Here is a 21,008-nt window from a genome sequence, read left to right on the forward strand (position 1 = left end):
TAGTATAATACATCTTTAATAAAGTTGCAATAAATAATAATCATTCCGATTTGTTTTTGTTATAAAGTTGTCAAATATAGGTGTATTATTTTTGCAAATGCATGCATATGTGACAACGCTGTTTTCATATATTGAAAAGGAGGTAAAGAGGGGGATGAGCGCTTGGGTTACTTAATGGAAGCTATTTTATTAATATTAGCGGTAGTATTGCCATTATCTTTCGTATTAATTTTTTTAAGAAGATTAATAAGTAATTTAGGGGACGCTACAACAATAACGAAATTACAAGAGAGAGATGAGAAAAAAGAGTGAGTAAAGCACTATGCGTACGCATAGTGTTTTACTTGTGGTAAAATAAGAGCAGGAAACTCCTAAAGGTTGTATTTTACTGAAGGAGAGAAAAGTAAAATAAGAGGTATATGCATATATGAATAAGCGAACAGCGTTAATACTTGGTGCAAGTGGTTTAGTTGGACAAGAGATAACGCGTCTATTACTTGAATCAGATTACTACGATTCGGTTACTATTTTTGTAAGAGAGCCAATGCAATTGCAACATGAGAAGTTACAGCAGAAACAAGTTGATTTTTCGGTATTAGAGGAATATAAAGAGTTCTTTGCTGTGGATGATGTTTTTAGTTGCTTAGGAACAACAATAAAAAAAGCAAAAACAAAAGCAAATTTTAAAAAAGTAGATTATGAATATACGTTACGAGCTGCTTGTTTAGCTGAAAAACAAGGGGTGCAAAATTTCCTTGTTGTGTCTTCTATGGGAGCGAATCCTAAATCATTTTTCTTTTATTCACAAGTGAAAGGAAAAATGGAAGAAGAATTGCAAAAGTTAGTGATTGGTGGTATTCACATTTTTAGACCATCATTATTAGTAGGAAACCGACAAGAATTTCGTTTCGGCGAACGAATGGCTGAAAAGTTATCTCGTATTATTCCTTTTATTTTTAAAGGGGCTTTCAAAAAGTATAAACCAATTTCAGCTAAAGATGTGGCGAAAGGTATGTATATAACCGCGCTGCGAGAAGAATCGGGTATCCATACTTATAATTCAAATGAAATTACAACGATAGAATAAATAAAACCGAGAAGAATGACTTCTCGGTTTTATTTATTCGTATGAATTTTTCCTGGTGCTCGCTTATATTGGTGAGGTTCTTGCAATTCAAAGCCAAGTTCATTGGCCGCTATTCTTGGGAAGTACGGATTGCGAAGTAATTCACGTCCGATGAAAATTAAATCTGCTTCGTTATTATTTAAAATTTGCTCTGCTTGTGACCCAGTCGTAATCAATCCAACTGCACCAGTTGCAATCTTAGTATGCTCTTTAATATGTTTGGCGTATTGTACTTGGTAACCAGGATACACATCAATATGTGCTGGTACAACTGCACCAGAACTACAATCGATTAAATCTATTCCCTGTTCTTTCATCCACTTTGTATACTGAACATAATCTTGAACTGTTAGCCCGTCAGGATGATAATCATTTGCTGAAATACGAACGAATATTGGTCCGTCCCAAACTTCATTTACAGAGTCGATGATTTCGCGTAAGAAACGATAACGGTTTTCAGGTGAGCCGCCGTATTCATCCGTTCGTTTATTAGTAAGTGGTGATAGGAATTCATTGATAAGGTAACCGTGAGCGCCATGTAATTCGATAACATCAAATCCGGCTTGTTTTGAACGTAACGCGGCCCTCTGAAAAGCTAATATAGTCTCTTTGATTTGCTGTATATTCATTTCTACTGGTATTTTCATCTTATCATTAAAAGGAATTGCAGAAGGAGCGAAAGCATTCGTATCTAATTCAGCTTTTCTTCCGGCGTGAGCGAGTTGAATGGCAGCTTTTGCGCCGTTATCATGTATAAAAGTAGTCGTTTTATGTAAGCCTTCAATTAGGTTGTCATCCCAAATGCCCAAGTCTTTGTTAGAAATTCGTCCTTCAGCTAACACCGCAGTTGCTTCAACCATAACTAAACCTACTTGGCCAGCAGCGCGAGTTCCATAATGAATGAGATGAAAATTCGTAACGCTGCCATCCTCACTCCCTGACGAATACATACACATAGGCGACATAACGATACGATTTTTTAGTGTAACGTTCTTAATTGTATAAGGTGAAAAAAGCTTGGAATTCATCAAATAGCCTCCTTGATTGAATTTTCTTATATTTTACCATTCTCTTTTTTGTTTCTCTAATAAAACGCTTATACGAAAAATTTTGTATATTCGTGTTACAATGACTAATATGAACTGAATTGGAGGATGGCATATGTACCAGGCTTATTATGAAAGCGAAGTAGGTTTGCTTGAAATTACAGCGAATCAAGAAGGAATTACGTCTGTTATATTTGTTGATGAACGACAAGAAGAAAATAAAAATGAAATGATAGAACAATGTATAAATGAGTTAGATGAATATTTTAAAGGGAAAAGAAAAGAGTTTACGGTCCCGCTGTCTGCAGAGGGAACAGCATTTCAAAAAAATGTATGGGATGCACTTTATACTATTCCATACGGCGTAAGTGCTTCATATTTAGATATTGCAGAGAAAGTTGGAAATATAAAAGCTGTACGGGCAATAGGAGGGGCGAATAGTCGGAATCCAATTTCAATAATTGTTCCATGTCACCGTGTAATAGGAAAGAGTGGAAAGCTTGTTGGATATGCTGGTGGTTTATGGAGGAAAGAGTGGTTATTAAAACACGAAGGTATTTTGAAATGACGTATGGATGGGAAGAGGGATTGTTTTGAAATGTATAAATTGTGGGCAACCTTGCGAGGAGGAACAGTTAAATTGTGCAAGTTGTCAGCGAAACTTGGATAATGAACAAGAGGAAGGTAGCTCGTTAATAGATAAAGAACTGGAAGTATATGTAGGGAGACAATATCCGTATTATCAAAGGAAATGGGAGCTTGAGAATAAGCGGATTGCTAGATGGAGCTGGAATGGTTGGGCTGCTATTTTCAATATAGGCTGGCTAGGATATCGTAAATATTATATACCAGCTGCTTTATTTATGCTGTTATTAGTAGCTTGTGATGCATTTTCGTACTATATGGGATTTAATGTAGCGTTGCCAATCATTAATATGGTGCCTCTGACGTTTTTATTACTCATTTTTATTCTGTTTGGAATGGGGATTTTTGCAAATGGATTATACTATCAATTTGCGGAAAGACGTATATACCGAATAAAAGCAAGAGAAATAAAAGATAAATCAGTTGAAAACTATCTAATCAATGATAGTGGCGGAACGAGCAAAATGGGAGCGACAATTGTTACTATTTTAGCAGTTGCTAGCATATTTTTTAGTCATTTCTTTTTTCCGACTGATCGAGACGTTATTCAAAAGGTTCGTACCAGCTCGCTTTATGAATATCCTTTCTTTTCAATAGGTGAATCTTTCGAAAATTATTTTCAAAATTCAGGTTGGATATATTATCGTGGAACGGAAGGGTTAGAATTAGTAGAATTCCAAGGATATAACACCGGAACGCCAAGACAAAAGGTGAAGATTCAATTTGTTGTCGATTATAAATTAGGTGAAGTGGAACCATACTCACTTATGGTTAATGGTGAATCTAAAACTGAAGAAGAGTTTTTGAAGCTGATGGAAGAAATATTTAAAGTTCAAAATCCATTTGATATAGAGGATGGATTACAAGTAAATGCTATTTAAAAAAGCGGTTGGAAAGAAATTTCTAACCGCTTTTTTCTATGTTTGTAAAAATAAATATTTAAAATAATCAGAATCTTTTGTATAATAAAATATATTAAATAGGATTTAACTTATACATATAGATTGGGGGAAGGAAGAATGAAGAGAAAGACAACAACAATTGCTGCACTTGCATTAACGACGAGTGTATTGGTTGCGGGATGTGGGAATGGTGAGAAGGCTTCGACAACGAAGAAAGAATCGAATAAGGGAATGGCAGATAAACAAGTTTTAAATTTACTAGAAACAGCTGAAATTCCTTCAATGGATACATCTAAATCAACGGATTCTGTATCTTTCCGTGTATTTGTAAATGCAATGGAAGGTTTATATCGTCTAGATAAAGATAATAAACCAACACCAGGTATGGCAAAAGATGTGAAGATTAGTGAAGATAAAAAGACATATACATTTGAATTACGTGATGCGAAATGGTCAAATGGTGATCCAGTTCGAGCACAAGATTTTGTATATGCATGGCAACGTACATTAGATAAAGCATTAGCGGCAGAATATGCATTCATTTTATTTGATGTGAAAAATGCACAGAAAGTAAATAAAGGTGAATTACCAGCAGATCAATTGGGTGTTAAAGCGAAGGATGATAAAACGTTGGTAGTAGAATTAGAGCAACCAGCACCTTATTTTCTTGAGCTTACGTCGTTCCCTACATTTTTCCCATTAAATGAAAAATATGTGAAAGAGCAAGGAGATAAATACGGATTAGAAGCAGATAAATTATTATATAATGGACCATTTACAATGAGTCAATGGAAACATGAACAAAATTATCAGTTGAAGAAAAATCCTAATTATTGGGATAAAGATACTGTAAAATTAGACGAAATTAATGTAAGTATTGTGAAGGAAACAAGCACAGGAGTCAATTTATATGATAGTGATCAAGCAGATCGAGTTATTTTAACTTCTGAATTTGTTGATAAATATAAAAAGAATAAGCCAGATGAATTTAAAACGAAGTTAGATCCACGCATATATTTCTTGCGTTTTAACCAAAAAAATGCAACATTTAAAAACCAAAAAGTACGTGAAGCGATTGATTTAGCATACGATAAAAAAGGAATTGCTGATGTCATTTTAAATGACGGTTCATTGCCAGCATATTTCTTAGTACCTGAAAAATTTACGACAGGTCCGGATGGAAAAGATTTCCGCTCTGTAAATAAAAACTTCCGTGATAGTAAAGATAATGCAGAGAAAGCAAAAAAATTATGGGAAGAAGCGAAGAAAGAGCTTGGTCAAGATACAATTACGGTTGAATTACTAAACGATGATAACGGTAGCCGTAAAAAAGTGGGCGACTTTATTAAGGAAGAACTAGAGAAAAACTTGCCTGGTATTAAAGTGAATTTGAAACAGCAACCATACAAGCAGAAGCTAGATTTAGAAAAGAAATTCCAATATGAATTCTCATTATCTGCATGGAGCCCTGATTATCCGGATCCAATGACTTATATTGATATGTTTGTTACTGGAAGCTCATTTAATGAAATGGATTATTCTAATCCGAAGTATGATGATTTAGTAGCGAAATCAAAAGGAGAGCTATTAAAAGATGATAAAGCACGCTGGAATGCACTTGCGGAAGCTGAAAAAATCTTAATTGGTCAAGACGCAGCAATTTCTCCTACGTACCAACAAAGTACAGCTTATTTAGAGAAGCCATTTGTAAAAGGTATTGCTAATCATACGTTTGGTGGGGACTTCAGTTATAAATGGGCATATATTACAAAAAAATAGTATAACAAAAGATGAGTGAATTTTCGCTCATCTTTTGTTTGTATAAGGAGGAATTATAGTTGTTAAGGGGAATCAATCATATTTGTTTTTCGGTATCTAATTTAGAAAACTCTATTATGTTTTATGAAAAAGTATTAGAAGGAGAATTATTAGTTAAAGGAAGAAAATTGGCTTATTTTAATATATGTGGAGTATGGATAGCGCTTAATGAAGAGACGCATATTCCGAGAAATGAGATTCATCAATCCTATACGCACATTGCATTTTCTGTTGAACGAGAAGACTTTAAAGGTTTAATACAGCGATTAGAAGAAAATGATGTTCATATTTTACAAGGAAGAGAACGTGATATCAGAGATTGTGAATCTATATACTTTGTTGATCCTGACGGTCATAAATTTGAGTTTCACTCAGGGACACTGCAAGACCGTTTAAATTATTATAGGGATGAGAAACCTCATATGACATTTTATTAGGGAGGGATAGCATTTGCATGCACTTGTAATTGGTGGAACAGGAATGCTAAAGAAAGTTTCTATGTGGCTTTGTGAGAAAGGATTTTATGTTTCTATTATCGGGCGAGATGAAGTGAATTTAGAAAATGTTAAGAGAATGAGTTCTGCACCAGAAAATATTACATGCCTTTCGTTAGATTATCATAAGGATGAAGATGTAAAGCTAGCTATTAAAAGTACAATTAAGAAAAATGGCCCGATCACATTAGTTGTTGCATGGGTACACACAAGTGCAAAGCATGCACTATCAAATATTTGTAAAGAACTAGATTTGTCGTCTAAAACATATAGTTTATTTCATATTTTAGGTAGTAAAGCATCACGTATGCCTGCACAAAAAATAGGAAGTACGCGATGTATTTATTATAGAATTATTTTAGGTTTTATTTTAGAAGATACATATGGGAGATGGCTTACGCATGAAGAGATAGCTGATGGAGTTATAAAAGGGATTGAAAGTAAACGAGCGGAGTGGATTGTAGGGAGAGTTGAACCGTGGGAATTACAACCAACATGGTAAGGGGGAGTAAGAAATGAAAACAACTATATATGTAACAAGGCATGGTGAAACAGAGTGGAATGTAGCGAAGCGAATGCAGGGACGGAAAAATTCTGCTTTAACTGAAAATGGTATAGTTCAGGCAAAACAATTAGGGAATCGAATGAAAGATTTACCAATTCATGCGATCTATAGTAGTCCGAGCGAAAGAACACTTGATACGGCAGAGTTAATAAAAGGGGAACGTGATATACCCATTATAGCGGATGAGCATTTCTATGAAATCAACATGGGTATATGGGAAGGACAAACAATCGCGGATATAGAAAAGCAATTTCCAGAAGAAGTACATCTATTTTGGAATGAGCCACATCTTTTTCAGTCAACATCAGGCGAAAATTTCGAGGCCGTTTATGAAAGAGTAATTGAAGGGATGCAGCTTCTTTTAGAGAAGCATAAAGGACAAAACATATTGATTGTTTCTCATGCGGCAGCAGCAAAATTACTTGTAGGGCATTTCGCGGGAATTGAAATAGAAAATGTGTGGGATGATCCATTTATGCATAGTGCCAGTTTGAGCATAATAGAATTTGAAGAGGGTATTGGTAAAGTGAAACAATTTGCAGATATAAGTCACTTTCAATGAATGAAAAAAGGCCGCAAAGCGGCCCTTTTTGGTGGTATAAAACCTAGCAATTACGTTTTTTATACCAGAAGTGATCGAATTTCTTATTTTTGCAAGATGGGAATTTATGTCCGCCTTTGCAATCATTCCATTTGTGTCCGCTATCGTGACAGTCTTTACCATGATCACATGAATCATCGCAAGAGTGACCGTGTCTGTTAGGGAAGAATTCGCATTTTTTACAGAAACTTCGTTTTGTCCAGAAAAATTTCTTTTCAAAGCGTATGCATTTTGTAACGAAAGTGCAATGTTTTCTGCGAGTACGTTTTGTAACTAAAACGCATTCTTTTCTACGCGTTACTTTCGTAACGAACGTCCATTTTTGAACACGTACACGAGTACATTTCGTAACGAATGTCCATTTTTTTACATGTGTACATTTTGTAACGAACGTACAATGTTTCACGCGAGTACATCTTGTTCTTGGACATTTACCCCCAGTTGTACATTTACATCCAGTTGTACAATGATGATGAGTGAATTTATCATCATCGCATTCAAAAGTACTTGGATCTTGGTGTAAGAAATCCTCCATCCCAGCACTTTTGATTTCTTCGACAGCTTTTCTAATATCACGTTTCATAGAAATCCTCCTTATCATGTATTAAAGTGAAAAGGTATTCTTTTTCCTTAACATGATATGTATGTAGGCATCTTTCTGAACAGGACAAGAGTGTAATTTTATATAAATAGATGATTGCGGATGTATGGACAAGACAAGGCGCATACATTGAATGAAGAGAACTGAGAAGGGATGAGAAAACATGCTGCCTTCATATGATTTTTTTGTTCATCCAATGTACTTAGTGGAATTGAAAAAGGACATTTGGTCAGATAGTCCAGTGCCAGCAAAATTAACTTATGGAAAAAAGAAGTATGACATTGATATCGTATACCGTGGGGCTCATATTCGCGAATTTGAGAAAAAGTCTTATCATGTTATGTTTTATAAGCCTAAAAAATTTCAAGGTGCGAAAGAGTTTCATTTAAATTCGGAGTTTATGGATCCGTCTCTCATACGAAATAAATTATCTTTAGATTTTTTTCATGATATTGGTGTACTTTCGCCAAAATCACAACATGTATTTATAAAAATTAATGGTCAAATTCAAGGTGTGTATTTACAGTTAGAATCGGTTGATGAAAATTTTTTGAAAAATAGAGGATTACCGAGTGGTTCTATTTATTATGCGATAGATGATGATGCGAATTTTTCATTAATGAGTGAACGAGATAAAGATGTTAAGACAGAGCTCTTTGCGGGTTATGAATTTAAATATTCGAATAAAAATAGTGAAGAACAACTGAGTGAATTTGTATTTCAAGCGAATACTTTGACGAGGGAAGCCTATGAAAAAGAGATTGGGAAGTTTCTACATGTCGATAAATATTTAAGATGGTTAGCAGGAGTTATTTTTACACAAAACTTTGATGGTTTCGTTCATAACTACGCACTATATCATAACGATGAAACAAATTTATTTGAAGTTATACCGTGGGATTATGATGCGACTTGGGGGCGAGATGTACAAGGAAGACCACTTAATCATGAATATATTCGCATTCAAGGGTATAATACGTTAAGTGCAAGATTGCTAGACATACCTGTATTTAGAAAGCAGTATCGAAGTATTTTAGAAGAAATATTAGAAGATCAATTTACAGTTTCGTTTATGAGGCCGAAAGTAGAAGGGTTGTGTGAATTGATTCGTCCATATTTACTACAAGATCCATACATGAAAGAAAAATTAGAAACATTTGATCAAGAGGCTGATATGATTTATGAATATATAAATAAGAGAAGAAAGTATATACAAGACCACTTACATGAATTGGATTAATTTTGAAAGAGATTGAAACGTTATCAATCTCTTTTTTTTGTATAATAAAGATGTATCAATAAAAATGAAGTAATATATTTGATAGAGAATGGGGATGCGGATATATGACGATTAAATGGATTGATTGGGTAAAACAAATACAATCTATAGCTCAAGCGGGTTTAACGTATTCTAAGGATGTATATGATATTGAGCGTTTCCAGCAATTACGAGATATTTCTATTTCAATGATGTCACATTACACGAAAACAGATTGGGAAGTCGTAGAGAAATTATTTGCAAGTGAGACAGGCTATCAAACACCTAAAGTTGATATAAGAGCGGTTGTTTTTCAAAATGAAAAGTTATTATTTGTGAAAGAAAAAAGCGATGGGAAATGGGCATTGCCAGGTGGATGGGCTGATGTCGGTTATACGCCAACCGAAGTTGCAGCAAAAGAAGTTTTCGAAGAGACTGGTTATGAGGTAGATCATTTTAAGTTACTAGCTATATTTGATAAAGAAAAACATCAACCATCTCCATCGGCGACGCATGTATATAAGATTTTCATTGGATGCGAGATTATTGGTGGAGAAAAGAAAACTAGTATTGAAACAGAAGAGGTGGAGTTTTTTGGTGAAAATGAATTGCCTAATTTATCAATTGCTAGAAATACAGAAGACCAAATTAAAGAGATGTTTGCCTACATGAAAGACCCGCAGAAAGAGAAATTAATAGATTAATCCTGCTTGAATTGTCCATATTGTTAAAATGAAGATATTGGCAGATTGCAGCCTTTATGTAATAATGGGATGGTATGTGAAGAAAAAAGGAGATAAAAAAGAACATGTTAGCAAACATAATAGATCAGTTATTGCAATTTTTTGCAAGCTTAGGTTACTTTGGAGTAGCTCTTGCTTTAATGATTGAAGTAATCCCAAGTGAAATTGTACTTTCGTATGCTGGCTTTTTAGTAGCGAATGGTAAAATTAGTTTTGTTGGTGCAGTTATCGCCGGAACGATTGGTGGTACTTTAGCACAAATCTTTTTATACTGGCTTGGATACTACGGAGGGCGTCCGGTTGTAGAGAAATACGGGAAATATCTACTTATTAATAAACATCATTTAGACATAGCAGAAGGTTGGTTTAAACGTTATGGAGCAGGCGTAATATTTTCTGCGCGCTTTATACCAGTAGTACGTCATGCGATCTCTATTCCAGCAGGACTAGCTAAGATGCCATTAAAACTATTTACACTTTATACGGTTGTAGCGATCATTCCGTGGTCAATTCTATTTATATACTTAGGTGAAAAACTTGGTGGGAATTGGCGACAAATTAAAGAGTATGCATCTGATTACACACATTACATAATTATAGGAGCTGTTCTTTTTATTGCTCTATACTTTGGTTTAAAGTATTTCAAAAAGAAAAAAGCTGCGCGTTAAAGTCAATGATTTTTCATTGGCTTTTTTATTTGTTTCCGGTTCTAAAAAAAAGGAGTTGTCCATAATGTGTAATAATAAAGCGTAGCGGAGGAATGTGATGAAAGGGTCACCGTTTATACGTGGAACGATATTTTTAACGATGGCAACGATGATATCAAAAATGTTAGGATTTATATATGTTATACCATTTACAGCAATGGTCGGTACGAGTGGGTATGTTTTATACACATATGCATATCGTCCCTATACCATTATGCTCAGCATTGCGACAATGGGATTACCACTTGCAGTTTCAAAAATGGTATCAAAATATGATCAACTGAATGATTATCATACGGTTAAGAGAGTGTTGAAAAGTGGAATCGTGTTTATGTTTATAATGGGAGTCATTTCGTGTTTTACGTTATATATGCTAGCTCCGCATTTAGCTAAGCTTGTCATCGATGGGAATGATCAAACGGGGAATAGTGTAGGAGCGGTTACTACTAATATTCGAATTGTAAGTTTTGCGTTAATACTTGTGCCAGTAATGAGTTTATTAAGGGGCTTCTTTCAAGGATTCCAATCGATGGGGCCTTCTGCATTAAGTGTCGTTGTAGAGCAATTTTTTCGGGTTTTAACCATTTTAATAGGAAGCTTTGTCGTTTTATATATTTTAAAAGCATCTGTCTCGCTAGCAGTTGGTATTTCAACATTTGGTGCCTTTATGGGAGCGGTAGGTGGATTAACTGTTTTAAGTGCGTATTATATGAGAAGGAGAAGGCACTTAAAGAAAAAAGAAATGGCAAGTATACCACAAACAACGAAATCTTTTTTCTCGCTTTATAAGGAGCTCTTTACATATTCTATTCCTTTTGTTGTGGTGGGCTTAGCAATTCCGTTGTATCAGACGATTGATACATTTACAATTAATAAACTACTTATACAAATAGGGTATATGCAAGGAGAAGCGGAAAAAATTAATGCGATAATTGGTCTTGTTCAAATGGTTGTGCTCATCCCGGTATCCGTTGCGACAGCTTTTAGTATGTCTCTTGTACCAGAGATGACGAAAGCTTACACAGCAGGAAATACGAAGCTATTGTACAAACATTTTACGAGAACAAATGTATTAGTAGTAGCGATTACGGTACCGGCGGCAATTGGAATGATGGTGTTAGCCAAGCCTGTATATACTCTTTTATTCGGTGCTGGAAATGATCCAGAGATGGGGAGAATCATTTTACAGTATTATGCTCCTGCTTGCATATTATTTTCTCTTTTTACAGTAACGGCTGCTATGCTACAAGGAATCAATCAACAGCAGAAGACGGTGCTAGGACTAGTGATTGGCATTATTGTGAAGATAGTTTTAAATATTGTATTGCTTCCGTATTTCGATTATGTAAGTTTTATCATTTCAACATACGCTGGCTATACGATTTCAGTCGGGTTTAACTTGTGGATGCTTTCTAAATATGTTATAAAGGCAACATAAGCTTTTAAGGCAGAGAGCACTCTGTCTTTTTCTATGTTTATCCCGCTTTAACGGGCAGTGAGACCCTCACCTCAAAATTCAGTGAAAGAAAAGAAGTTTGGTTGGGGGCGGGTAGCCCGTAAAAGCCCGATTTGTGAGGGCTAATAATCAGTGGGGGATGAAGCCACCCACTGATTAAAGTTTCACTTTATAATATTTTTCCTATAAAAACGTTTTCAAAATAATTTTTCTATTGAAATTTAAACGTATGTTTCATATGCTGAGAATGGCGGTTTAAAAACTGTGATTTAAGAGAGGTAGATTCCTACATGTAAAAAGAATCGGGGTGATAGTATGTTAAATATATATTTAACAGACCGAAACGGAAAACTACAAGAGATTGAGGAAATGCAAAAGGGGTGCTGGATTAATGTACTTCATCCAACAGAAGAAGAAATTCAATATCTAGTACAAACTTTAAATGTAGACTTAGATTTCATTAAAGACCCTTTGGATGATGAAGAACGCTCTCGTATTGAAAAGGAAGACAATAATACTTTAATTATCGTGGATATTCCGACAGTTAGACATGACGAAGAAGGAAATTCGATTTATGACACGATTCCAATAGGTATGATTGTGATGCCGGATTGTTTTGTTACAATCTGCTTAGAAGAGAATCCAATTTTTGAACGTTTTATTAATCAACGTATTAAAGAATTTTATACGTTTAAAAAGACGCGCTTTGCACTTCAGCTCTTATATACGATTTCTACTTATTATTTAAGATACTTAAAGCAAATAAATCGAAAAACAATTGATTTAGAGCATCAATTAAATCAGTCAATGAAAAATAAAGAGATTTTCACATTATTAGGCCTTGAGAAAAGTTTAGTATACTTTACAACGTCATTAAAGGCTAATAAAATTGTAATTCAAAAGTTAATGCGTAATAGTACATTTTTAAAAATGTATGAAGATGATCAAGATTTATTAGAAGATGTATTAATTGAAAATAAACAGGCTATTGAAATGGCGGAAATATATAGTCACATTTTAAGTGGAATGATGAATACTTTTAGCTCCGTTATATCAAATAATTTAAATAGTGTTATGAAACTGTTAACGTCAATTACGATCATTTTATCTTTACCGACGATGGTTTCTAGTTTCTTTGGAATGAACGTAAAGGTTCCGTTTGAAGGGGAAGCCCACGGTTTTGTAATTGTACTCATCATATGTGTAACACTATCTTTCACGTTAGCTTTTGTTTTTTGGAAGAAACGTTACTTTTAACGATAAGAAAGCTGCTCTAGCATAGTTATATAACTACGCTAGAGCAGCTTTTTTGCTATGAAATCTCAAATTTTGAATAGAATATAACTTGTACAATGTAATGTATATAAAGGGTATGTATGCCATATAAACCTTGTCCAATTAACGAAATGGGGTTAAAATTACATATTGTTAATGAAAAGTTGGAGGAAATACATCATGGAATTGTTTCAATTACCGAAAGCATTCCTGCAAATGAATACAATTTTTATCTCCATATTGATCGAAGCACTTCCGTTTGTGCTAATTGGTGTATTTATTTCAGGATTCATTCAAATGTTCGTGACAGAAGATATGGTGGCTAAATGGATGCCGAAGAACCGATTTCTGTCTGTTTTATTAGCTACTTTTTTAGGCATGTTGTTTCCAGGTTGTGAATGTGGAATTGTTCCGATTGTAAGACGATTAATCGGAAAAGGCGTTCCACCATACGCAGGGATTGCATTTATGTTAACTGGTCCAATTATTAATCCAGTTGTTTTATTTGCAACATACGTTGCCTTTGGGAGTAGTATGCACATGGTATGGTATCGTTCTATTGTAGCGATTATCGTAGCCATTATCGTTGGAATTATATTATCCTTTATGTTTAAAGAACATCAATTAAGAGATGATCACTTCCCAGAAGTGAATAATAAGCGTCCACTGCGTAAAAAAATGTGGGATGTATGTACACACGCTGTTGAGGAATTCTTCTCAATGGGAAAATATTTAGTACTAGGTGCGTTAATTGCAGCAGCGGTACAAACGTTTGTACAAACTTCAACACTTCTTGCTATTGGACAAGGTCCGTTTTCTTCATCAGCTGTTATGATGGGACTTGCTTATATATTATCACTTTGTTCAGAGGCAGATGCATTTATCGCTTCTTCGTTCCAAAGTACGTTTTCAACAGCTTCACTTGTCGCGTTCCTCGTTTACGGACCGATGGTGGATATTAAAAATATGTTTATGATGCTTGCGACATTTAAAACTAAATTTGTAATTGTTGTTATAGTTACAGTTACTCTTGTTGTTTATGCAAGCTCACTACTCATTTATGCGATGGGGTGGTAGGTTATGTTTCGAGCATATATATTATTAGGTTTTACAATATTAATTGCGCAGCTTCATATTTCCGGTAACATTACGAAGTATATCAATATGAAGTATGCCTATTTATCAACAACAGCAGCAATTATTTTAGGTTTCTTAACGATTGTACAAATTATCGTCGTTTTCCAAAAAGAGCACCAAAAGGAAAAAGAGAAAAATGATTGCAGTTGTGACCATAGCCATTGCGGACATGATCATTCAAAAGATGAGAATACATGGTGGAAAAAAGCATTTTCGTACTCCTTGTTTTGTTTTCCAATTATCTCAGGCTTATTTTTCCCGATTGCAACGTTAGATTCAGATATTGTTAAGGCGAAAGGATTTCATTTTCCTGTTGCACAAGCAGAAAGTAAGGATCCATTTATGACAAGACAATTTCTAAGACCTGATACGAGCATTTATTACGGGAAAGAAGGATACCGCGGTGTAATGGAAAAAGGGAAGAAAGAGTTTGTTACGAAAGACAATATTAATTTGAAAGATGAAGACTTCCTAAAGGGTATGGAAACAATTTATAATTATCCTGGCGAGTTTACTGGGAAAAAATTATCTTTTAAAGGGTTTGTTTTTAGAGATGATTCTTCTAAAAAAGAACAATATTTCTTATTCCGTTTCGGTATTATACACTGTGTAGCGGATTCTGGTGTATATGGTATGTTAGTGAAAAAACCAGAAGGCGTAGAGTGGAATAATGATGACTGGATTCAAGTAGAAGGAGAGATAACTACTGAGTTTTATCAGCCGTTTCATGCGAATATTCCTGTATTAGAAGTAACAAAATGGAATAAAGTTGAACAGCCGAAAGAACAATATGTATTTAGAGGAGCCGATTGATAAAATCGGTTCTTTTTTGTGGACTAAAAGTTCTGAATGTTGCTAATATTAAACGTGTAGTTCATTTGGTATAGGGATTATTGAAATATTAGGGATAGATCATTAAAGGGGTGATAACAATGACAGAAGTAAAGGGGAAAACAGCCAATGAGTCAAGGGTGTTCAAAACGAGCCGGGTATTCCCAACAGATTTAAATGATCATAACACGCTATTTGGTGGGAAGATATTAGCGGAGATGGATATGGTTGCTTCTATTTCAGCATCCAGACATTCGAGAAAGGAATGTGTCACAGCATCTATGGACTGGGTTGATTTCTTACATCCTGTTCGTTCTTCAGATTGTGTTAGTTATGAATCTTTCGTAATTTGGACGGGAAGAACTTCGATGGAAGTGTTTGTGAAGGTAGTGGCTGAAGATTTAATTTCAGGTGAGAAGCGTATAGCGGCAACGTCATTCGTTACTTTTGTTGCACTTAGTAAGGGAAATAATCCAGTTCCAGTACCGCGTGTTATCCCTGAAACAGAAGAAGAGAAAGAATTACATCGTATTGCAGTGTTACGTGCAGAGCAGCGTCATATACGTAAGGCAGAGAGTAAGAAAGTAGCTACATTGTTAACCTTTTGAGATAAATGTTTAGCCATTTAAGTTACAATAGCAGGCGGAAATGGTTTTAAAATGAAAAGCGGACACCTAAAAATAGGTGTCCGCTTTTATAGTTTTTTCATCCACATATCATATGACAGTAGCTACTTAGCAGAAGCAAGCAGCACCGACGATGATTAAGAGGATAAATAATACGACTAATAGCGCAAATCCATTACCATGTGCGAAGCCCATTGTTATTTCCTCCTTTTATTTTAAGATACAACATACAATATGCAAATGAGCTATTGTTTGATATGGACATATATCATGCAATGACATATTTTCTTGAATGATAATGTAATAAAAAAGGGAAGATATAGAAATAACAGTAAGTGGAGAAAGGAATTTATCCATGAAGCACTTTTTCGCTATAATCCTTTGTTTAATAGGTGTATTCATTTGGATGAACATCGATGTGGAAATGGGGAAGGAAATGGCTAGTGAATATGAATTAGGACAAGTTCGATTAGGTGAATTTCAACTATATACGAACGGTGAAGAGTTATATAGAAAATTATTTGAGGATATAAACGAAGCAGAAAAGTATATATATATCCATTTTTATATTGTAGGAAAAGATGAAATAAGCGAAGAGTTTTTACAGTTATTAGAGAAAAAAGCATCTAGTGGAGTAGAAGTGAAATTGTCAGTCGATCGGATAGGTGGATATAAGCTGAAGAAAAAGGTAATTAGCCGATTAAAGGAAAACGGTGTGAAGTTTACATTTAGTAAAAAACCGAAACTGAAAAATGTTTTCTATTCTTTGCATCAACGAAATCATAGACGTATTGTTACGATAGATGGAAAGGTATCATACGTCGGTGGTTTTAATATCGGAAAGGAGTACCTTGGACAAGATCCGAAGTTTGGGCCATGGCGTGATTATCACATGCGCATCCATGGTGAGGGTGCAGCGGATATGGAAAGAAAGTTCGCCGAAGATTGGAAAGAAGATACAGGAGAAAAAATGCCTATACATGAAAGTATACCGACATTAGGGAATGTAAAATATCAATATTTATTTTCAAATGGAAAAGGCTTATGGGAAAAGTATGGGGCACTTTTAAAAAAGGCTAAAAAGTCTTTAATTATCGCTACACCATATTTTGTACCAAGTAAAGAAATGGTGAAAGAGTTAAAAGCTGCATTAAATCGTGGTGTTAATGTGAAAATTCTCGTGCCATTTAAAAGTGATGCCATATTGTTAAAACAAGCTGCCTATCCATATTTGAAAGATATGTTACATGCTGGAGCGGAGATTTATCAATATCGAAATGGATTTTTTCATGGGAAAGTAACAATCATTGATGGAGAAATTGTTGATATTGGGACAGCGAATTTTGATAATAGAAGTTTTTATTTAAATTGTGAGTCTAACTGTATCATATATGATAAAACAGTTGTTGATGAAGTATGGAGTCGATTAAAGGTAGACTTTCATAAATCAAAACGATTTTCTGAAGAAGATTTTGAGAAAATTAGTAGATGGGATTGGTTTTTAGCAAGAATAGCAAATGTTTTAGCATCATATTTATAACATATAGACCCTAGAGAAGGGAGGCACTTTCATGGATTGTATGAAAGAGTTAATGAGATATAGTTATATGCTAATATACAAGGTTGGAGAGTATGCTGGAAAGGTCAGAGACGAAGAATTAAAAAATCTATTACAGCACCATTTACCATATATGTTACAAGCATATAATGAACAAGTAAATTTTCAAGAAGGAGAGAATGTGCAACATATAACCTGTGAAACAACGGAGTTTGGTTTGCATGAAATGGAAAAGGAAACAGTTAGTAAATATACAGGGGATATTCATATTGCAACATGTTATATTGCGCACTTAAAACGATTAGCTCTAAAGTTTGCTCAAGTTGCAGTGGAAGTTGCTAATCCGGAGTTCCGCTCATTTTTGGAAAATTGTTTCCTGAAAATGAACCGTTACGCTTATAGTGTGTGGCAATATGTTATGAAGAAGGAATATAAGATTACACATCTATATGAAAATGAAAAGTTTGCATGAGAAACTAAGGCGGAATGGTATGCGCCTTAGTTTTTTTATGTCCATTTAGAGAAAAAATTAGTTTTATTGTGTATCGATTGGAAATGAAATATGTAAATTTAAATTAGTTTTTGTTATCAGAAGATTTACAAAAATTTACCGTATATTTACTGTTTTTCAATCTCTCCTTTAAAAATAGAGAGTAATATGAGGTTGTACATATTCTATCACAGGGAGGAAACGCAAATGAACAAATGGGTTAAATCATTAACTGCTATGGCACTTGCAAGTTCTTTATTAATGGTAGGTTGTAGTAAAGGTGAAGACAAGAAGAAAGAAGACGACACAACAACACAACAAGAGGATAAAAAGGATAAAGAAACAAGCGGAACCGAGAAGTCTACTGATTCTAAAGAGAAAAAATAAAGTAATAATAAAGCTTCCTCTCATATATGAGGAAGCTTTTTTGTTGTAAATTGATTGATATTATTGAAAAATAGAAAGAGAATGAAAGAGGGGGAAAACAAATGAAAGTATGTATATTGGGAGCAACAGGACGAGTAGGTTCAAACATAATTAATTTAGCATTAAAGGATTCAGCTGAAGTGACTGCATTAGCGCGTGATTTTAATAGAATAGAAATACAACATGAAAGGTTACGAGTGATAGAAGGTAATGTATTGAACGAAAATGATATAAAAAAAGCGATAGAAGGAAGCGATATAGTAATTAGTGCACTTGGAACGGATCAAAATGGAACATTAGCGAAGAGTATGCCGCAAATTATTAAGCAAATGGAAGAAGAAGGGGTTCATAAGATCATAACAATAGGAACGGCTGGTATTTTACAAGCAAGAACGGATCTAAATTTATATCGTTTTCAATCAACGGAATCAAAAAGGAAAACGACAACAGCAGCAGAAGATCATTTGGCTGCATATAAGGTACTAAGTAATAGTAATAATTTATGTTGGACAGTTGTTTGTCCGACACATTTAATAGACGGTGAGGCGACAGAGGTATATCGAACTGAAAAAGATATATTGCCAGAAGGTGGATCAAAAATTACAGTGGGTGATACAGCACACTTTGCATGGGATCTATGTAAGAAAAACATATATGAAAATAGTCGAGTAGGTATTGCATATTAAAAAACCATCCCGAAGTCGGGATGGTTAAAATATGATATAACACAAGAAGATGACAATCATAATGATTTGGAGAATTGCTTTCGCTACTGTACTGCTTAAAAAACCAACTACAGTAGCGACTCCAACTAGAAAGGCATCTTTTGGCGCTTTTTTATGCACTAGTTCTGTTATAAATACTGATAAAAACGGTATGATAATAAGTCCGAATGGTGGGAAGAAGAACGATCCGACAATGATAGAAATCATTCCGACACGTTCGCCCCATTTAGAACTACCGTATTTTTTTAAGAAATATCCATTTGCAATAAAATCAGCAACGAAAATGAAAAGAGTGAAAATGACTTGAATAATCCAAAAAGAAGTTGTTAATTCTCCTCCATTTATACCGAAATGGTAAATTAAATATCCAGCCCAGACAGCAAATATGCCAGGGATAATGGGATAAATAAAGGCGAGAAATGAAACAAGGAAACAGGCAATGATACAAATTGTTAATAAAACAGTCACTTTATAGCTCCTTTTTAATATCTAGTTTATGTACAGCAACTTTTTTGACTTGATGTCCATCAAGTTCTAATACTTTAAATTGAAAACCAGCATATTCAATGGAATAACCAGCTTCAATATTTAAGTCAACTGCTTGAGAGAGAAGCCATCCTCCAATTGTATCTAAATCACTATCATCAATATGTAGGCCAAACATATCATTTACTTCAGAAATGAGCACCTTTCCATCTAAAACAGTAAGCTTAGGTGTACGCTTTTCAATCATAGGTGATTCATCCGCATCGAATTCATCTTGAATTTCTCCAATGATTTCTTCAAGAATATCTTCCATCGTTAAAAGTCCGGCAGTGCCACCATATTCATCCATAACGATTGCCATCTGAACGCGATTTTTTTGAAGATGGACTAACGTTTTACGAATTGGAACTGTTTCAAATACTGTTAAAACAGGATGTATATAAGATTCAAGTGGTTTATAAATACCTTTCGTTTGATCATGGAATACTTCTTTCGTATTAATCATCCCGATGATATCATCTTTATCTTTTTCAATGATTGGATAGCGTGTATATTTTTCAGTTGCGACGATATCCATATTTTCTTCTAACGTATTTTCAGTAGATAAGCAAATCATTTCGGTACGAGGAACCATTATTTCTTTCGCAACTCGATCATCAAATTCAAAAATGTTATTTACATATTTATATTCGGTTTGGTTTATTTCACCGCTTTTAAAACTTTCACCTAAAATGAGTCGCAATTCCTCTTCAGAATGAGCAAGTTCATTTTCTTTGGCAGGTTCTAATCCGAGTAGTTTTGTGAAAAATATAGCTGCACTATTGAGTAACCAAATAAATGGATACATAATTTTATCAAATAAAATAAGAGGTCTTGCAAATTTGAGTGTGATTGCTTCTGCTTTTTGAATTGCGAAAGACTTTGGAACTAACTCACCTAATACAACGTGGAAAAATGTAATAACACTAAAAGTAATAACAAAAGATAAAGTGTTAGCCATTGTTCCAGTAATATTAATTTTTTCAAAGAGCGGTCGTAGTATATGTTCCACAGTCGGTTCACCAAGCCAACCAAGCCCTAAAGAAGTGATCGTAATCCCGAGCTGACAAGCTGATAAATAAACATCTAAATTAGATAGGACGCTTCTTGCAGCTAAAGCTTGTTTATTACCTTCATTTGCAAGTTGGTCAATTCGACTTTTTCGTACTTTTACAACAGCGAATTCTGATGCAACGAAAAAGCCAGAAATAAGAATAAGTACAAAGATGAGAAAAATATTTAATATGTCCAAGTGTGTTCTCCATTCCAATGTTTGGAATAAAGATGTCACCTCCTGCAATTATGTTATACTTTTATAATAAATCCAAATGAAAAGAATAGTCAAAGGAAAAGGGCAAATATTGGTATGTTTCTGTAATAGTTTTTGAATTTGCTGTTATTTTGTCCGCTATACAAAAGGAATAACCCCCTACTTTTAGATTATAGAGGGTTA

General features: G+C 34.4%; 25 protein-coding genes. 20 read left to right on the top strand and 5 right to left on the bottom strand.

All coding sequences use genetic code 11. The features are described 5' to 3' along the window. Positions 1–162: 162 nt before the first annotated feature. Both AC3EMB_RS10260 and AC3EMB_RS10265 read left to right on the top strand, forming a co-directional pair. Entirely contained in the window at positions 163–312 is a 150-nt protein-coding gene (locus tag AC3EMB_RS10260) for a hypothetical protein (RefSeq protein WP_000540932.1), read from the top strand. Between the two features lie 115 nt (positions 313–427). Beyond that, positions 428–1,087, top strand: a complete 660-nt coding sequence (locus AC3EMB_RS10265; protein WP_001042736.1) for an oxidoreductase — start codon at positions 428–430, stop codon at positions 1,085–1,087. Between the two features lie 29 nt (positions 1,088–1,116). Here AC3EMB_RS10265 and namA read toward each other — a convergent pair whose 3' ends face one another. Further along, positions 1,117–2,154, bottom strand: a complete 1,038-nt coding sequence (gene namA, locus AC3EMB_RS10270; protein WP_095691043.1) for an NADPH dehydrogenase NamA — start codon at positions 2,152–2,154, stop codon at positions 1,117–1,119. Between the two features lie 133 nt (positions 2,155–2,287). Here namA and AC3EMB_RS10275 point away from each other — a divergent pair, with 133 nt between their 5' ends. The 6 genes from AC3EMB_RS10275 to AC3EMB_RS10300 all read left to right on the top strand — a co-directional run bounded on the left by AC3EMB_RS10275 (position 2,288) and on the right by AC3EMB_RS10300 (position 7,158). Next, a complete protein-coding gene (locus tag AC3EMB_RS10275; RefSeq protein WP_000283912.1) occupies positions 2,288–2,740 on the top strand; it encodes a methylated-DNA--[protein]-cysteine S-methyltransferase in 453 nt (150 codons plus the stop codon). A gap of 7 nt (positions 2,741–2,747) precedes the next feature. Further along, complete coding sequence (locus tag AC3EMB_RS10280; protein ID WP_488517669.1) at positions 2,748–3,698, top strand: DUF2628 domain-containing protein; 951 nt, start codon at positions 2,748–2,750, stop codon at positions 3,696–3,698. 138 nt (positions 3,699–3,836) lie between these two features. After that, positions 3,837–5,498 (top strand): peptide ABC transporter substrate-binding protein, encoded by a 1,662-nt coding sequence (locus AC3EMB_RS10285; RefSeq protein WP_000824276.1) that lies wholly within the window; start codon positions 3,837–3,839, stop codon positions 5,496–5,498. Positions 5,499–5,557: 59 nt separating this feature from the next. Next, a complete protein-coding gene (fosB, locus tag AC3EMB_RS10290) occupies positions 5,558–5,974 on the top strand; it encodes a FosBx1 family fosfomycin resistance bacillithiol transferase (RefSeq protein ID WP_088025242.1) in 417 nt (138 codons plus the stop codon). A 13-nt stretch (positions 5,975–5,987) separates the two neighbouring features. Further along, the gene (locus AC3EMB_RS10295) at positions 5,988–6,533 is read left to right on the top strand and encodes a short-chain dehydrogenase (RefSeq protein WP_488517670.1); all 546 of its coding nucleotides are present in this window, start codon (positions 5,988–5,990) and stop codon (positions 6,531–6,533) included. Positions 6,534–6,546: 13 nt separating this feature from the next. Then, positions 6,547–7,158 (top strand): phosphoserine phosphatase 1, encoded by a 612-nt coding sequence (locus AC3EMB_RS10300; RefSeq protein ID WP_071730024.1) that lies wholly within the window; start codon positions 6,547–6,549, stop codon positions 7,156–7,158. A 43-nt stretch (positions 7,159–7,201) separates the two neighbouring features. Here the strand turns inward: AC3EMB_RS10300 and exsB are convergent, their stop codons facing one another. After that, positions 7,202–7,780 (bottom strand): exosporium protein ExsB, encoded by a 579-nt coding sequence (gene exsB, locus AC3EMB_RS10305; protein WP_053564689.1) that lies wholly within the window; start codon positions 7,778–7,780, stop codon positions 7,202–7,204. 181 nt (positions 7,781–7,961) lie between these two features. Here exsB and cotH point away from each other — a divergent pair, with 181 nt between their 5' ends. The 8 genes from cotH to AC3EMB_RS10345 all read left to right on the top strand — a co-directional run bounded on the left by cotH (position 7,962) and on the right by AC3EMB_RS10345 (position 15,813). After that, entirely contained in the window at positions 7,962–9,038 is a 1,077-nt protein-coding gene (gene cotH, locus AC3EMB_RS10310) for a spore coat protein CotH (RefSeq protein ID WP_000937999.1), read from the top strand. A gap of 104 nt (positions 9,039–9,142) precedes the next feature. Continuing rightward, a complete protein-coding gene (locus AC3EMB_RS10315) occupies positions 9,143–9,760 on the top strand; it encodes an NUDIX hydrolase N-terminal domain-containing protein (RefSeq protein ID WP_000153584.1) in 618 nt (205 codons plus the stop codon). Positions 9,761–9,864: 104 nt separating this feature from the next. Beyond that, positions 9,865–10,467 (top strand): undecaprenyl phosphate transporter UptA, encoded by a 603-nt coding sequence (gene uptA / locus AC3EMB_RS10320; protein WP_000880691.1) that lies wholly within the window; start codon positions 9,865–9,867, stop codon positions 10,465–10,467. 97 nt (positions 10,468–10,564) lie between these two features. Then, positions 10,565–11,944, top strand: coding sequence for a putative polysaccharide biosynthesis protein (locus AC3EMB_RS10325; protein WP_000678842.1), 1,380 nt, complete (start codon positions 10,565–10,567; stop codon positions 11,942–11,944). A gap of 333 nt (positions 11,945–12,277) precedes the next feature. Next, positions 12,278–13,219, top strand: a complete 942-nt coding sequence (locus AC3EMB_RS10330) for a magnesium transporter CorA family protein (protein WP_000932389.1) — start codon at positions 12,278–12,280, stop codon at positions 13,217–13,219. A 198-nt stretch (positions 13,220–13,417) separates the two neighbouring features. Next, complete coding sequence (locus AC3EMB_RS10335) at positions 13,418–14,314, top strand: permease (protein WP_000418716.1); 897 nt, start codon at positions 13,418–13,420, stop codon at positions 14,312–14,314. 3 nt (positions 14,315–14,317) lie between these two features. After that, a complete protein-coding gene (locus tag AC3EMB_RS10340; protein WP_000488059.1) occupies positions 14,318–15,187 on the top strand; it encodes a TIGR03943 family putative permease subunit in 870 nt (289 codons plus the stop codon). 119 nt (positions 15,188–15,306) lie between these two features. Beyond that, positions 15,307–15,813, top strand: a complete 507-nt coding sequence (locus AC3EMB_RS10345; protein WP_053564687.1) for an acyl-CoA thioesterase — start codon at positions 15,307–15,309, stop codon at positions 15,811–15,813. A gap of 126 nt (positions 15,814–15,939) precedes the next feature. Here the strand turns inward: AC3EMB_RS10345 and AC3EMB_RS10350 are convergent, their stop codons facing one another. Further along, positions 15,940–16,026 (bottom strand): YjcZ family sporulation protein, encoded by an 87-nt coding sequence (locus AC3EMB_RS10350; RefSeq protein WP_000505094.1) that lies wholly within the window; start codon positions 16,024–16,026, stop codon positions 15,940–15,942. Between the two features lie 160 nt (positions 16,027–16,186). Between AC3EMB_RS10350 and cls the strand changes: the two genes are divergently transcribed. The 4 genes from cls to AC3EMB_RS10370 all read left to right on the top strand — a co-directional run bounded on the left by cls (position 16,187) and on the right by AC3EMB_RS10370 (position 18,991). Next, complete coding sequence (cls, locus tag AC3EMB_RS10355; protein WP_142947183.1) at positions 16,187–17,371, top strand: cardiolipin synthase; 1,185 nt, start codon at positions 16,187–16,189, stop codon at positions 17,369–17,371. A gap of 31 nt (positions 17,372–17,402) precedes the next feature. After that, positions 17,403–17,861: a spore coat protein gene (locus AC3EMB_RS10360; protein WP_000340543.1), complete on the top strand. Its 459-nt coding sequence runs from the start codon at positions 17,403–17,405 to the stop codon at positions 17,859–17,861. A gap of 225 nt (positions 17,862–18,086) precedes the next feature. Then, positions 18,087–18,266: a hypothetical protein gene (locus AC3EMB_RS10365; RefSeq protein WP_001045960.1), complete on the top strand. Its 180-nt coding sequence runs from the start codon at positions 18,087–18,089 to the stop codon at positions 18,264–18,266. Between the two features lie 101 nt (positions 18,267–18,367). After that, complete coding sequence (locus AC3EMB_RS10370; RefSeq protein WP_053564686.1) at positions 18,368–18,991, top strand: NAD(P)-dependent oxidoreductase; 624 nt, start codon at positions 18,368–18,370, stop codon at positions 18,989–18,991. A 24-nt stretch (positions 18,992–19,015) separates the two neighbouring features. Here AC3EMB_RS10370 and AC3EMB_RS10375 read toward each other — a convergent pair whose 3' ends face one another. Together AC3EMB_RS10375 and AC3EMB_RS10380 are read right to left on the bottom strand one after the other, a co-directional pair. Next, positions 19,016–19,498: a DUF456 domain-containing protein gene (locus tag AC3EMB_RS10375; RefSeq protein WP_053564685.1), complete on the bottom strand. Its 483-nt coding sequence runs from the start codon at positions 19,496–19,498 to the stop codon at positions 19,016–19,018. Between the two features lies 1 nt (position 19,499). Next, positions 19,500–20,807, bottom strand: coding sequence for a hemolysin family protein (locus AC3EMB_RS10380; protein WP_488517671.1), 1,308 nt, complete (start codon positions 20,805–20,807; stop codon positions 19,500–19,502). Positions 20,808–21,008: the final 201 nt, after the last annotated feature.

The organism is Bacillus sp. LQ16 (genome assembly GCF_057784645.1).